This window comes from Xenorhabdus vietnamensis, assembly GCF_002127535.1.
GTDB classification, from domain to species: domain Bacteria; phylum Pseudomonadota; class Gammaproteobacteria; order Enterobacterales; family Enterobacteriaceae; genus Xenorhabdus; species Xenorhabdus vietnamensis.
Genome location: NZ_MUBJ01000002.1, coordinates 98,722 through 113,832 on the forward strand (window position 1 = coordinate 98,722; position 15,111 = coordinate 113,832).

At 41.1% G+C, this 15,111-nt stretch carries 9 protein-coding genes and 3 tRNA genes; 10 read left to right on the plus strand and 2 right to left on the minus strand.

Features of this window, described 5'->3' with window-relative positions; genetic code table 11:
* Nucleotides 1–74: 74 nt before the first annotated feature.
* The 3 genes from orn to Xvie_RS02590 all read left to right on the plus strand — a co-directional run bounded on the left by orn (nucleotide 75) and on the right by Xvie_RS02590 (nucleotide 1,023).
* Nucleotides 75–620, plus strand: coding sequence for an oligoribonuclease (gene orn / locus Xvie_RS02580; RefSeq protein ID WP_086107822.1), 546 nt, complete (start codon nucleotides 75–77; stop codon nucleotides 618–620).
* Between the two features lie 198 nt (nucleotides 621–818).
* Nucleotides 819–894: transfer RNA gene (locus Xvie_RS02585), tRNA-Gly, on the plus strand.
* Between the two features lie 53 nt (nucleotides 895–947).
* Nucleotides 948–1,023: transfer RNA gene (locus Xvie_RS02590), tRNA-Gly, on the plus strand.
* A 273-nt stretch (nucleotides 1,024–1,296) separates the two neighbouring features.
* On the opposite strand, the gene Xvie_RS02595 is transcribed toward Xvie_RS02590, so the two are convergent.
* Nucleotides 1,297–4,677: an indolepyruvate ferredoxin oxidoreductase family protein gene (locus tag Xvie_RS02595; RefSeq protein ID WP_086107823.1), complete on the minus strand. Its 3,381-nt coding sequence runs from the start codon at nucleotides 4,675–4,677 to the stop codon at nucleotides 1,297–1,299.
* Between the two features lie 382 nt (nucleotides 4,678–5,059).
* Between Xvie_RS02595 and Xvie_RS02600 the strand changes: the two genes are divergently transcribed.
* Nucleotides 5,060–5,135: transfer RNA gene (locus tag Xvie_RS02600), tRNA-Gly, on the plus strand.
* A gap of 195 nt (nucleotides 5,136–5,330) precedes the next feature.
* Here the strand turns inward: Xvie_RS02600 and Xvie_RS02605 are convergent.
* Nucleotides 5,331–6,233 (minus strand): LysR family transcriptional regulator, encoded by a 903-nt coding sequence (locus tag Xvie_RS02605; RefSeq protein WP_086107824.1) that lies wholly within the window; start codon nucleotides 6,231–6,233, stop codon nucleotides 5,331–5,333.
* A gap of 112 nt (nucleotides 6,234–6,345) precedes the next feature.
* On the opposite strand from Xvie_RS02605, the gene Xvie_RS02610 reads away from it, so the two are divergent.
* The 6 genes from Xvie_RS02610 (at nucleotide 6,346) to Xvie_RS02635 (ending at nucleotide 14,722) form a co-directional block, all read left to right on the plus strand.
* Nucleotides 6,346–7,857, plus strand: a complete 1,512-nt coding sequence (locus Xvie_RS02610; protein ID WP_086107825.1) for an MFS transporter — start codon at nucleotides 6,346–6,348, stop codon at nucleotides 7,855–7,857.
* Nucleotides 7,858–7,906: 49 nt separating this feature from the next.
* Nucleotides 7,907–8,578, plus strand: coding sequence for a DUF6875 domain-containing protein (locus Xvie_RS02615; RefSeq protein ID WP_086107826.1), 672 nt, complete (start codon nucleotides 7,907–7,909; stop codon nucleotides 8,576–8,578).
* Nucleotides 8,579–8,626: 48 nt separating this feature from the next.
* Nucleotides 8,627–10,027, plus strand: coding sequence for a tryptophanase (locus Xvie_RS02620; protein WP_086107827.1), 1,401 nt, complete (start codon nucleotides 8,627–8,629; stop codon nucleotides 10,025–10,027).
* 13 nt (nucleotides 10,028–10,040) lie between these two features.
* Complete coding sequence (locus Xvie_RS02625; protein ID WP_086107828.1) at nucleotides 10,041–11,270, plus strand: acyl-CoA dehydrogenase family protein; 1,230 nt, start codon at nucleotides 10,041–10,043, stop codon at nucleotides 11,268–11,270.
* Between the two features lie 34 nt (nucleotides 11,271–11,304).
* Nucleotides 11,305–12,738, plus strand: a complete 1,434-nt coding sequence (locus tag Xvie_RS02630; protein ID WP_086107829.1) for a 4-hydroxyphenylacetate 3-hydroxylase family protein — start codon at nucleotides 11,305–11,307, stop codon at nucleotides 12,736–12,738.
* A gap of 550 nt (nucleotides 12,739–13,288) precedes the next feature.
* Nucleotides 13,289–14,722 (plus strand): 4-hydroxyphenylacetate 3-hydroxylase family protein, encoded by a 1,434-nt coding sequence (locus Xvie_RS02635; protein ID WP_086107830.1) that lies wholly within the window; start codon nucleotides 13,289–13,291, stop codon nucleotides 14,720–14,722.
* Nucleotides 14,723–15,111 lie beyond the last annotated feature (389 nt).

Consider the following 15,111-nt stretch of genomic DNA (forward strand, 5'->3'; position numbering starts at 1 on the left):
GCTGTGAATGATCAAAAACGTTATGATACACCACAGAGACAGACTACCTCTTTTGAAGGAAACTAGGATATATCATGTCAAAAAGTGAGAACAATCTTATCTGGATAGATTTAGAGATGACCGGGTTAGATCCCGAGCGCGATCGCATAATTGAAATTGCGACCATTGTCACCGATTCGGAACTGAATATCCTTGCAGAAGGGCCTGTGATTGCGGTTCATCAGCCGGACGAGCAGTTGGCATTGATGGATGATTGGAATGTACGGACGCATACCGCCAGTGGGTTGGTGGAACGCGTAAAGCAGAGCCAGTTTGATGATGCACAAGCTGAAAAAGCAACCATTGCTTTTCTGGAGCAATGGATCCCAGCTGGAAAATCACCAATTTGTGGTAATAGTGTGGGGCAGGATCGGCGCTTCCTATTCCGTTATATGCCTGAATTGGAAAAATATTTTCACTACCGTTATTTGGATGTCAGTACGCTTAAAGAACTGGCTCGTCGTTGGAAGCCAGAGATGTTGTCAGGGTTCAGCAAGAAAAATACTCATCAGGCTCTGGATGACATTCGGGAATCCATTGCTGAATTAGTGCATTACCGTGAACATTTTATCCAAAAATAAATAGCGGTATTTGATACAAGATTTGTACGTAAATTAATCTCTGTATTGATGGTTAAGCGGATGATTTGTTGGTTTAATCATCAATCAGAGAAAAAATGCAATTTTTTGTGTTGTGGGGCTTGTCAGAGGAATAATTTCTCGTATAATGCGCTCCCCGTACCGATGAAGAATTTCAAAGTACAGTACACCAAAATATATGCGGGAATAGCTCAGTTGGTAGAGCACAACCTTGCCAAGGTTGGGGTCGCGAGTTCGAGTCTCGTTTCCCGCTCCAAATTCAAAGTTATTTAGGTGTAAAAAAGTCGGCTGACAGCAGCCATGACAAATGCGGGAATAGCTCAGTTGGTAGAGCACAACCTTGCCAAGGTTGGGGTCGCGAGTTCGAGTCTCGTTTCCCGCTCCAGATTCAGGACGGTAGATTTTTATTAAAGTCTGCAAGTCAAAAAAAGCGCCTTTGGGCGCTTTTTTTATTCTCAAAATATCTAACCAAGATCAACGTCCATGTGAATACTTAGTGGTGCCGCGGTTTAGCCTGTTACAATCTGACCCATTACAATGGGCATGATGGCAGAGTTCATGGGGCAGCCAGTCGCTTTTATCTGGCACGGGTTCATTGATATATATAGCTGTCCGAAAAGTGTTGGGCATTACTATTAATAATGTCCAACACGTATTATCACATCACTTTTTGCAATTCTTTCAGCAATGTTTCCTTACGTTCCATCATGTTTTTTATCGCTTTTTGTTTCACATGGCCAAAACCACGTACTTGATTAGGAAGCTCTGCGAGTTTCTGACAGGTTACCAAATTATAGCGATCCATTTTTTCGATCAAAACGTCAATTAATTTCTCATACTCAAGCAGCAAATTTCTTTCCTGCTTACGCTCTTCCTGATAGCCAAAGATATCGAAAGCAGTACCACGCAGTGGCTTGCATGCAGCGAGGAAACGCAATACAGGAATGATCCACGAACCATATTCCTTTTTTCCCCGTTGGCCTGTACGAGGATCTTTGCGATTGAAGAGCGGAAGGCTGAGGTGAAAGCGAATGGTATCTGTATTGTCAAATTGTGAGCGGAGTTTATCGAAAAAACCCGTTTTGACATAGAGACGGGCAACTTCATACTCATCTTTATATGCCATCAATTTGAATAAGTTTTCAGCAACGGATCTAGTGATTTCTTCTGCATCGATCTGCTGAGCCACCATTTGGACTTGGGCAACACGACTGAGATAATGCATTGCATATCTTTCATTTTGATAATCCACCAGAAATTGATACCGATGCATAATGAGATCATCCAGACTTTTTATATTTTCTTGTGGAGTGATATTGAGGTATTTTTGCAGAATATCTGGTTGTGCTGCCGCGATGCGGCCTATGCAGAAAGCCCGCTGAGCATTATCTGCTGAGGTTCCCAGTTCTTGAATAACATTGTTGATGGAAGATAATGTGATTGGGATTTTGCCGAGTTGCCAAGCATAACCAATTAATATGATATTTGTTTGGTCTCTGTCACCGACTAGATGAGCAGCCAACGTTTCTGCATCAATGGAGCGTAATGTTTGTATATGTTGGCTAAGGGTGTCTAGCATTTTGCGGTGATCCAAATCCAGCATAGGGGAGAGAAGCATAGTACCGATTTGTGTTTCGTGGGTGTTCAGTATGCACTTTGTTGATCCCCTCGACATCACTTCCAGCGCGTTTTGTCCTGTTGCTGCCACCAAATCAGCGGCGATGATCAGATTGGCTCGTCCGCGATCAATTCTGACTTGGTGCAGTTTGTCCTGATCACGGCATAACCGAACATGAGCTATGGCTTCCCCTCCCTTTTGGGCAAAACCGGTAAAATTCAGCAAACTGGCGAAGCAATTATCTAATTGTGCAGAATTTGCAAGTAGATGCCCCGCGGTGATGATTCCTGTACCGCCGATGCCGACTAACAGGATTTCATAAGGCGTTGCGACAGAAGTCAGCGTTGGCAGTGGTAATTTGTGAATAATTTTGTCTAACTCAGTATGTGGGATGATTTTGCTGAGATCTGAACGTAGATTGGCATTTTCGACGGTGATAAAGCTGGGACAAAATCCTTTCAGACAAGAAAGGTCTGAATTGCAAACGTGTTGGTCTATCTTGCGTTTCGTGCCTAAAAGCGTTTTAACCGGCGTTACGGCAAGACAATTCGATTGTATTTGACAGTCACCACATCCCTCACAAACCAATTCATTGATGACGGCATGGCTCCTTACTTTTGGTGCTAAGCCCCGCTTTCTTTTACGGCGTAGTTCGGTGGCACAGGTTTGCTCGTAGATGATAACTGTTACGCCAACAATATCTCGAAGGCGTTTTTGCACATCTTCGAGATAATCCCGTTCATAGAGTTTCACATTGGCAGGAAGGCTGTTTTTACCTTTGTATTTATCAAGATCATCCGTCACGACAACGACTTCTTTCACACCTTCTGCCTGCATCAAAGAAACAATTTGCGATATGGAAATATTTCCATCCAGCGGTTGCCCACCTGTCATTGCCACGGCATCATTGAACAGCAATTTGTAAGTAATGTGGCTCCCTGCGGCGACCGATTGACGAATGGCTAAGTGACCAGAATGGAAATAAGTACCATCTCCCAGATTTTGAAAAACGTGGGAACGATTCACAAACGGAGCATGTCCTATCCAGTCGATACCTTCTCCCCCCATTGGCAAGAGACCGCTTCCGGTGTTGCGATCCATCCACGCAGCCATGATATGGCATCCTATGCCAATCTGGGCGTGGCTACCGTCCGGTAAGCGCGTTGAAGTGCTATGAGGACATCCGGCGCAGAAATAAGGTGTGCGTTTTGGCAAAGTGTCATCGTGCTGAATGGTATCTATGGACCATTCTGGAGGCACGGCAAGAAATAGATTGAATTGCTGTAACCATCCAGAAAGTGGGACGGCAACCCGTGAAGGACGTAATTCAACATCAGTGGGCAACAATTTCTCACCAAGATGGTTATGTTTGCCTATCAGGTTGGTATTTTTTTGTAATTTAACCAATTGATGTGCCAGTAACATTTCAACGATGGCGGCTTTTTCTTCAATGACAAAAATATTACTGGCTTGGGTGGCAAGTTCGCTGAGAAGTGGTGATAAAGGATAAACCAAACGGACATGGAGAAGGGCAACGCCTTGTTGGGCCAGATCTGAAGGCGTTAAGCCTCCGGCACGCAGGGATTCCATAACATCCTTATGGGCTTTGCCTACAGTGACCAATAAAGCGTGTGGATGTTCACAAGGGGTGAGCAGGTAATCAATGGGATTAAGTTTAGCGAAATCTTCAACGGCTTTCAGTTTATAAGCCAGACGCTTTTCAATTTGTGGGCCGGGAAGATCAGGCCAGCGCCAGTGCAGCCCATCGGGGCCAGGATCAACTTGCGGAATTTTATAATCAGGGAATGGTTTACTTTCTATGACGGCTCCGCTTTCTACAACTTCACTGATTGCTTTAAAGCCAAACCATGCACCACTTACACGTGATGCCGCCCAGCCCCATAAGCCGACATCACGATAATCAGCAATTGATGCTGGATGTAAAATGGGCATATTCCATGCCATCATCGCGAGATCAGATTGATGGGACATGGAAGAAGAGACACAGCCATGATCGTCTCCGGTGATAACAAGCACACCTCCATGCGGAGAGGAACCGTAGGCATTACCATGTTTGAGTGCATCACCAGAACGATCTACGCCAGGTCCTTTGCCATACCACATACCAAAAACACCGTTAACTTGCCGATCCGGATCTGTTTCGACTTTTTGTGTTCCTATCAGGGCATTGGCTGCAAGATCTTCATTGACAGCAGGTTGAAAACGAATATTGGCTTGGATAAGTTCTTTACTGTGTTGCCATAATGCTTGATCTAAACGAGCTAAAGGTGAACCACGATAGCCCGAAACAAACCCTGCTGTGTTGAGATTGTGGATTTCATCCAGCTCAGCTTGAGCGAGTAGAAGGTCAACCAGCGCTTCAATGCCCGTGACAAATTTAGATTGATAATATCGAGCCATATTTTTGACCCTCTCTCAGGAGAATAATCATCTAAGTAACGACCAAAATCGATGCTAATCTATTTCCACAAAATAATTACGACAACCATAAATCTTATTAGATGTTAGTTAATTGTTTATTTAATGTTAATTGCTGGCCGTGGGGTATTTAAGGTAATGACTGGGATATTACTGGGATTATGGTATGGGTTTTTGTATCAAATTTGGGCGAATGTCTTTTGAGCGTTTAGCTCAGGAGTGGGTGCAAAGGGCTTGCCATCTCATCTGAACACGTTCATAATGACGCCCGTTCCTGATATGCAGGTTTTTCGGATCATATCGTTAACCGAATTTGAAATCAGCATTCAGGTGTCTCAGGTTAATAATATTAACCATCAGTGACGCGGGAATAGCTCAGTTGGTAGAGCACAACCTTGCCAAGGTTGGGGTCGCGAGTTCGAGTCTCGTTTCCCGCTCCAATTTTCTCCATCTTATTTTTATCTGTCTATCTATCTGTTTTTCTGATCTATTCATTTCTTCATTCTGTTGTTGAGATTGATAAAAAGAATCTATTCATCAAAAAAAGAATCATTAATACATTAAATTACCCCTAACAATTAAAGCCCCCACTCTCACGTACAGATCCTTTCTGTTAATATTCTTCCTGCTAAACATCATTCCAGTTCTTCTATTTTCTGCCAACATAACATCATCCAATCCATTAATATCGATATCCGGTTGGGCATATAGTGGCTTTTCATTCTTAGTAGATGAACAGGTAATGCAGGTAGCTGCCAATCAGGTAGTAATCTGATTAAATTCCCACTGTGAATGGCTTCATTGAACAACCAGACTGGGCCGGCATGAATCCCTGCTCCGTGGCAGACAGCTTGGTAAATTGCACCAACGTTATTCAGATAAAAATCGCCAGATAGCTCTACTTGTTCTACTTCATGATCGCGGGATAGTTGCAGGCGAGTGGGGGAGATATGCTGGTGAAGCGAATAAATGATCGATTTATGGTAACTCAGATCTTTTGGATGCTTTGGCGTGCCATGTTTCTGCAAATATTCAGGACTGGCACATAATACTCCGGGCATATTGCCCAATTTTTTGGCGACTAAACTGGAAGAAGGTAATTCCCCGATACGTATGGCAAGATCAATACCTTCTTGTCTGAGATCTAAGCAACTGTCAGAAAGCACTAAATCGAAAGTAATATCAGGGTATTGATGCTGGAAAAGCGTTAACCATTGCGTGACATAACGCTCCCCAAAGTTTACAGGAGCGGTTATTTTGATTTTACCAGCCAATGATTTATTGCTGATATCACCTAATACTCCCTCTACTTCATGCAGTAAGGGGCGCATTTGCTCGTATGCCAAAGTGCCAGCGGCTGTCAGGCTAAGTTTTCGGGTCGAACGATTAATCAATTGCACCTTGAGCTGATGCTCAAGAGAGGCCAGGCGACGGCTGGCAACAGAAGGATCTAATCGTAAGTCTTTTGCTGCTTTTGTCAGGCTTCCTCTTTCGACAATACGGAAAAAAAGGTGCCAGAGCGTCAGATCATAATTCATGCTATTCCCGCAATTTATATTTGAGCATATAGCAATATTATTGCTGATTTTACATAAGTAGAATCAAACGATCGAGAGATTATGTCTTGAAAAACATTGTGGAGAACATGACATGCAGATGGTGGAGAAAAAGTCATGGAGCCGCTATTGGGTTTTAGCGGCTGTTTGCATGGCAGGGTTGATTTTACCGTTGGAATATACTGGCCCAGCTGTAGCATTGCCCGCGATCCAAGCTGAATTGGGAGGTAGTGGAATTGCTTTGTCTTGGGTCATTAATGCTTTTGCCTTAAGTTTTGGCAGTGCCGTGATGGCTGCTGGTGCGCTGGCTGATCAATATGGGCGCAAGAAGATGTTTGTGATCGGCATAGCGGGGTTTACGCTATTTTCTGTTATCGTCAGTGTTGCCAATAATGTGGTTTTTCTTGATTTAGTCCGTGGTGTTCAAGGTTTTTTTGCCGCCTTAACTATGGCGGGAGGGAATGCTTCCTTGGCGCAAGAATTTGAAGGGAGAGCCAGAACAAAGGCTTTCGGGCTACTGGGAACGGCTTTTGGTGTTGGATTGGCATTTGGGCCTGTAATCTCGGGTGTTTTGGTCGAAACGCTAGGCTGGCGTTCTGTTTTTCTATTGGGGGCCTTGTTTGGTGGTATTGCATTAATCGTCGGTGGACTTCATATGCGGGATTCCCGGGATCCGGATGCGGCTAAACTCGATATCAAAGGTTTATTCAGCTTTACGTCATTTCTTGTACTGCTGACATTTGGCATTATGCAAATTCCGCAGAGTGGCATAAGCAGCGTCCCTGTTATTTTCTTGCTTAGTGCAGCAGTGATCATGCTGGCTGTTTTTATTGCCTGTGAACTAACTCATGCCCGTCCAATGCTGGACATATCACTTTTCCGATTTAAAAAGTTTATTGGAGTGCAATTCTTGCCTCTGGCGACTGCCGTTTGCTTTATTGTTTTACTGGTATTATTCCCGATTCGTTTGATTGGAATTGAAGGTTACAGCGCGATTGAAGCAGGAAAAATGATGATTGCACTATCAGCTCCAATGCTTGTTGTGCCTTTTCTCGCGGCGTTGCTGACCCGCTGGATATCATCACCAATACTTTCTTGCATGGGCTTACTGTGCGCCGCCGTTGGGCTGGCATGGTTGGCAAATATGCCTGTGGGGACCGAGCCGATAATGTTAATGTTTCCGCTATTGTTGATTGGCATTGGTACGGGTTTCCCTTGGGGATTGATGGATGATCTTTCAATCAGAGTAGTTCCTATCGAGCGGGCAGGAATGGCAACGGGTATTTTCACGACCATGAGGGCTTGTGGTGAGGCGGTATGTGTGGCTGGCGCTTTGGCTATGCTAAATTTCCTTTTGCATATGGATTTGCGGCAGGCTTCCCAACAATCTTCAAATGTGATTTCGACAGCAGCGAATAACCTGACAACAGGGAATTTTGAGAGTGCCAAAGGATTGTTTGTTAATTTATCGCCACAAGATCTAATGACCATTTATAGCGGTGCTTTCAGTATCCTGACATATACCTTAATGGGAATAACATTGTTAGCTGTTGTCATTTGTTTTGTGACTTTAAGAAATGATCGAATAGCTGTACGTTCTCATTAATACAGGTATAACAAAATGTTTGATAAGAATTTAGCTTGGAGGCGTTACAATGAAAACGAATTTGGCTCCAACACTTATTCCGATATCAGACGTGTTATTGTCTGATGAATGCAATTTAAGTGCCTTGAAGATGACTGCCCAGTGGTGTGTTGAATATTTATGTAACCCACACCCTGAATTGGGAAGATCGGGTGTTGTTTGTCCCTATACTCCTATTTCTATGAAAAAAGAAACATTTTGGCTTACTGAGATAAAAACCAAAGATCGAACAGCAGAGGAAATCAGGCAGGATATCATCAGTCTTTCTTATCTATTTCATGAGCAAGAACCCCGTACTGGTGAAGCAACTCAATTTAAGACTATTGTTAGTGTATGGGATGATATTCATTCAGAAGAAAATATTGCTCGTTTGCATTATGAAATGAAACCCATATTTTTACATGCTGGATTAATGTTGGGAGAGTTTTTTAGTTCTTGTGAAAAAAAAGGATTACGTAACTCAGACTTTTACCCTTTGCGCTCACCTGTACCGTTATTAGTTGTCAGGGAAATGTTAGAGTTTGATATAGCATTTCTTTCCGACTCAGTAGAATATGTTAAAGAATATATACATAAATATGGTGATCGTGGTTTGAATGCTATAAAGCATATTCTGAATCAGAATAAAAAGATCGGACTTAGTGATAAACAAATTACAGTTCTAAAAGAATATTTAATGTAGCAATAATATTTTAATAACAACAATAGTTATTATTTGAGGGCAACATTTATGTCGAAATCTGTGCCAGAGCCTTGGCGTATTAAAATGATTGAGCCAATAAGAATGACAACCAAAGCTCAACGTAAAAAAGCACTGATAGAAGCAGGGTTGAATCCATTTATTTTAAAATCAGAAGATGTATTTATTGATCTGCTTACTGATAGCGGTACAGGAGCCATGAGTGATCGACAATGGGCTAATATACTTTTAGGTGATGAATCTTATGCAGGAAGTAAGAGTTATTACCAATTATCACAGGCTGTTAATGAGATATTTGATTTTCAATACACTATTCCGGTGCATCAAGGGCGAGGGGCAGAGCAAATACTATTTCCAGTACTTGTGGAATTAGCAAAGGAAAAAGGTGCTTCTGATCCTGTATTTTTGTCTAATCACCATTTTGATACAACAAAAGCTCACGTAGAATTGGCTGGAGCTAGGGCTAATAACTTTATTTGTTCTTCTTCTTTACAAACAGAAATTGCGGATGACTGGAAAGGTAATTTTGACTTAAATGAATTATCCAATGAAATTAAAAATAACCTAAAGAATATTGTTGCCATTATTATTACAGTTACATGTAATAGTGTAGGAGGGCAACCAGTTTCTATGGATAATATCCGATCGGCAGCAAGAATGGCTCGTGATGCCGGTATTCCTGTTATTATCGATGCAGCACGATTCGCAGAAAATGCCTATTTTATAAAACAAAGAGATCATGCCTTTTTTCACGAAACTATACCCAACATAGTTAAAGAAATGTTTAGTGAGGCAGACATATTTACTATGTCTGCAAAGAAAGATGGTATGGTAAACATTGGCGGTTTATGCTGCTTCCGTAATAACGAATCCCTGTTTAAGCAAGTTCAGCTAAGATGTGTTCCGATGGAAGGATTTGTAACATATGGAGGGCTGGCTGGGCGGGATATGGCAGCAATGGCTGTTGGATTGCAGGAAGCGCTGGAGGAAGATCATCTACATAGTCGAATTACTCAAGTTGAATATTTAGGGCATAAATTACAACAAGCAGGTATTCCTATTCAAACTCCTGTTGGGGGGCATGCTGTATTTGTTGATGCACGTAAAATATTCCCTGATATTAAACCAGAAAATTTCCCGGCTCAGGTTCTTTGTAACGCCCTATATTTAGAAAGCGGTGTCAGAGCAACTGAAATAGGTTCATTAATGATGGGACGAAATCCTATTACTGGACAACAGGAGCCCGCATTATTTGAATTAATGAGATTAACTATTCCGCGCCGAACTTATACTGACAATCATATGAATTATGTCGCTGATTCTCTGATTGAGGTTGTTAAAAAAGCTGACACATTGAAACCTCTTGAATTTGAATATGAATCTAAGATCTTAAGACAATTTACCGCTCGTTTCAGGGAAATTGAACGTTAATGAGGAGCTAAAAATGCAAAATACCATGTATGTTGCATTGAGGGAAAACTGCGATGTAATACCGACATCAGCTCTCCACTTTCATCAGATGGCTTTAGATATGCGGTATTTACTTAGGGAAAAACAAGACGAACATAATAAGCTAGGGACATATTCTCGAGAGTTGCATGAATTTTTTTTAAAACAGGGAGTTTACCGTTTATTGCAACCTAAAAAATATGGTGGTTTTGAATTTTCTTTTGCTGAATATTATCGAATCATGCTGGCAATATCAGAAGGACATCCATCCCTTGGTTGGAATTTAACTCTTGGTGCTTCACACACTTTCGTAGTTGCGTCACATTGGCCTGAGTCTGTTCAGGATGAGCTTTTTAATAATGATGAGCAGTTTATTGCGGCACACAAGGCTCTTCCGGCAGGAACGTGTAAAAGAGTAAATCAAGGATATATTATTGATGGGGTGTTTTCCTACTGTAGTGGCATTACTTATTCAACACATGCAATTGTCACTGTTATTTGTGATTCACTACAATCTAGCCAATATTCGATGAGTTGCATTATTCCTAGGCGAGATTTTGAAATATTGGATGATTGGGGAGAATACAAGACATTAGGTATGTGGGCAAGTGGCTCTAATAGTATTCGGCTGAATTCAGTGTTTGTACCAGAGAGAATGACTGTTCCTTCTCATGCATTTTATGCAGATCAAAATGTTGATAATGGCACTGAAGGAACAAGAATACATCAGAACCCCATGTATCTAGGTTATTTGATGGCACCTTATCACGCTAGCCTGCTTGTTCCTATTATTGGAGCGAGTAAAGCAGCACTTGAAGAATTCAAAAAATATGAAAAGCCCGGTGATATAAATGAAATGGTATTTGTTCGTACACTGGGTTTAGCAACTTTACTTTCTGATTCAGCAGAGGCTGTTTTATTTAATGCGCTCGATAAATACGCTTCATTTTGCCAGCGTTGGGAACAGCATCGATTGCCTATGACAGTAGATGAGAATTTACGTTTATGGGGGCAGTTGCAACAAGCTGGTCGTTTAGCAAGTGAAGGTATTGATATGCTTTTTCGAAATGCGGGTTCATCAGCATCATTAAAAGGCTCTCGTCTGCTTCAATATTTTAATGATGCACAAATGTATCGTGGTCATGTGGGGTCTCAATGGGAACACTTTTCTTTGTATGTTGGGCGCTCAGTACTAAATAGAAAAATTTCTTTTCTTGATCTTTAAAACGAGTTGTATGGACTGAAGGAGTGTAGAAAAGATGATAAGAACTGGGGAGCAATATATTGAGGATCTTCGTGATGGACGCACTATTTTTATAAACGGAGAAAAGATTACTCATCATGTGGATCACTCCGCATTTAAAAATGCGGTTAGAACAGTTGCTGGTTTATATGATTGGCAGAAAGAAAATTTTGAAAAAATGACTTTCGTAACGGCCTTGGGTAATCGAATCGGGCGATATTGGGAATTTCCGACAACAGCCCAGAAGCTAATAGAACGAGGCCAAGCTGCTTATGATTGGGCTATGCAAGGTGCTGGTTGGATAGGCCGAAGCCCTGATCATGTTTCGTCTGCATTGGTTGGAATGATGACTCACATTGATGTATTTGAATCTTATTCACAAGAACGAGCAGATGCCTTGAAACATTATTTTGCCTATGTGAGTGAGAAAGACCTTTATCTGACTTATGCACTGGTAAATCCGCAGGGAGATCGCTCAAAGACACCCGGTGAACACGCTAAAAATATTTATCACACATTAGGACTAGTTGAAAAGAATGCACAGGGGATAATTGTCAGAGGTTCTAAAATGCTTGCAACAGGAGCTCCATTGGCTGATGAGGTTCTGGTTGGTGTACATAATCCTCTTAAACCAGGCATTGATGAACGTTATGCTCTGTCTTTTGCTATACCTTTGAATACAAAAGGTATTAAGATTATTTCACGGCGATCTTATGGGTTGGGTGTAAACCCCAAAGATTATCCGTTATCATGCCAATTCGATGAGAATGATGCAGTACTCTATTTTGATGATGTATTTGTGCCTTGGGAGCGTGTATTTCTTTTTGAAGATATTGAGATGTGTCGCAGGCAATTTCACGCCACAGGGGCTGAAATGCTGATGGATACCCAAAGTATGGCCCGGTACGCTGTGAAGTTGCATTTTCTTGCAGGATTAGCTCAAGCGATGACTGAAGCCAATGGGATTGATAAATACCCTGCTGTGAGAGAATCTCTTGCAGAACTTGCTTGCTATGCAATGAATATTGAAGGACTTTTTAGGAGTCTGATCAATAACCCCAATATACATAATGGATTTTATCTTCCGGATCAAACCCAGCTTTATGCTTGTCAGGTTATTGCTCAATCTATTTACCCGAAGGTAATGGACACGATACGAAATTTGGCAGGCGGTGGCGTCATTATGTTGCCATCCAGTGAAGATGATTTGCTGAATGATGAAATCTTAAGTGTGGTCGAGAAAACACAGTATTCATCTATTCTTTCCCCAGTAGAAAAAGTCCGGCTAATGAAAATGGTTTGGGATTCGATTGGTTCGGAGTTTGCATCAAGGCATCTGCAATATGAAATGTTTTATTCCGGTTCACATTTTGTCACGCTTAATCGCCTCTATGATCGTTATGATTGGAAATTTTCGAAAGAATTAGTTGAGAAGATTAAAATATCCTAGTCTTACTTTTTATCTTGTCGTTTTATTGATGAGGGGAAAAAGTGCTAATGGGGAGATGTTGGCACTTTTTCCAAGTATCATTTTATTTTTGTTAATAATCATTGAACTTGTTTAATTGATAACTTAAATAAAATAATGCTGAATAATATGAAAATAAGAGCATGAAAATAGTTCCTATGTAACCTCCTGTACGATTTATTTTTTGTATTTTAAATTTATGTCATTTTAATCAGTCTCATTTAAAACCATAACTTCCATTGATTAAGTAAACCCATCTGTTATTCATTATCACGATGATGCTGGAATTTGATATCGCTTTTCTGATTAAGCCAAATGAATATATCCCAGTTTATTGAAGAGTAAGTTATTTTTTTTGGCACTAATCGATCCTTATTTTCAGCAATATTCTGATGATACGCATATGCATTGTGGTTATGTTATTCCCTGAATAGGGAGAATTGTCTTTGTATATTCATCGCTGGTGCTGATTAAAAACTTCTTTTCTTGGCCTTTAAATAAATTGTCGTTAAGAGATCGGAGTGTAGAAAAGATGATAAGAACTGGAGAAAGATATCTTGATGATCTGCGTGATGGGAGAACCATTTTTATTAATGGGGAAAAGATCACAAATCATGTGGATCATCCCGCATTCAGAAGTGCTATTAGATCGGTTGCGAATTTGTATGATTATAAAGTTAAGCATGCCGACAGCATGACTTTTAAGACAGAAACAGGTGAGCAGATTGGCCTGTACTGGCAATTGCCATCTACACCGGAAAAATTAATTGTTCGTGGTCATGCTGCATATGAGTGGGCTAAGCAGACAGTTGGTTGGTTTGGAAGAAGCCCTGATTATGTCGCTGCGGCTCTTACAGGAATGATAACGCATATTGAGTTATTTGAATCTTATTCACAGGAACGGGCCGATGCTTTGCGGAATTATTTTGCCTATGTGAGTGAGAAAGATCTTTATTTGACTTATGCGTTGATTAATCCACAAGGCGATCGCTCAAAAACACCCGGTGAGCATACTAAGAATATTTATCACACTCTTGGAGTGGTGGAAAAGAATGCTAAGGGAATTATTGTCAGAGGGGCAAAAATGCTGGCAACGGGGGCAGCCCTGGCAGATGAGGTTCTGGTTGGTACGCATTATCCTTTTAAACAGGGAGTGGATGAACGGTATGCACTCTCTTTTGCCATGCCACTTAATACGCAAGGCATCAAAATCATTTCAAGGAAATCTTACGAATTAGGCGTAAATCCCAAAGATTACCCACTATCGTCTCGGTTTGATGAAAATGATTCAATGCTCTATTTTGACGATGTGCTGGTGCCTTGGGAAAGGGTATTTATCTTTGAAAACCTTGAGATGTGTCTCAAGCAGATCGATACAACTGCTACAGAAGCTATGATGGATATCCAAAGTCTGGCTCGTTATGCTGTGAAATTACATTTTTTGGCTGGTTTGGCTCAGACTATGGTTGAGATAAACGGTGTTGACCAGATCCCTGCGGTGAAGGAATCACTTGCACAGTTAGCCTGTTATGCAATGAATATTGAGGGGTTGCTCAATAGCGTCCTCCATTGCCCTAAAATTTATAATGGGTTTTATCTGCCGGATAAAACTTTGCTTTATACATATCGGGTTATCTCGCAGTCAATATATCCCAATGTATTGGAAATAATAAGAAAATTGGCTGGTGGTGGCATTTTGATGTTGCCATCGAGCGAAGCAGATTTAGAAAATAACGAAATTTTGGAAATAATTGAGAAATCTCAGTATTCTTCAATTGCTTCCCCGGTCGAAAGGGTCAGGTTGATGAAGCTGGTGTGGGATGTGGTTGGATCTGAGTTTGCCTCAAGGCATCACCAATATGAGTTGTTTTATGCGGGTGCTCCTTATCAGACGTTAGGACGTCTTTATAAACAATATGATTGGGAAGCATCAAGGGCATTAGTTGAGCAGATAAGAATGCTTTAGCTTTAATCTGGTTTTTATCTACAATCTGGTTTTTATCTACTAAATCGGCTGATCTTAACTATAGAGTTATGGAATCATCGCTGGTAGGAATAATCGTTGGAAGAAAATAATCAGTAAGGAAAAGTGTCAGCATCGGCGTGTTGGCACTTCTTACAAGTAATATCTTGTAAGTGATGCCTTGTATTTCAACTGGCTCATATGCGAACCGCTACCTTACTCCATCAAAAATATAACTCCTATGAAAAATACAATTTCATTGGAAAATAAATTGTCGATAAAGCGCTTGCTATCCTGCTTCAACAAGTACATAATGCCGCCTCATTTTTGAAGAAGCAGAAGAAAATTTCCCCGCTAGCGTCTAGAATTGACGGATAGACTATTACTTCACT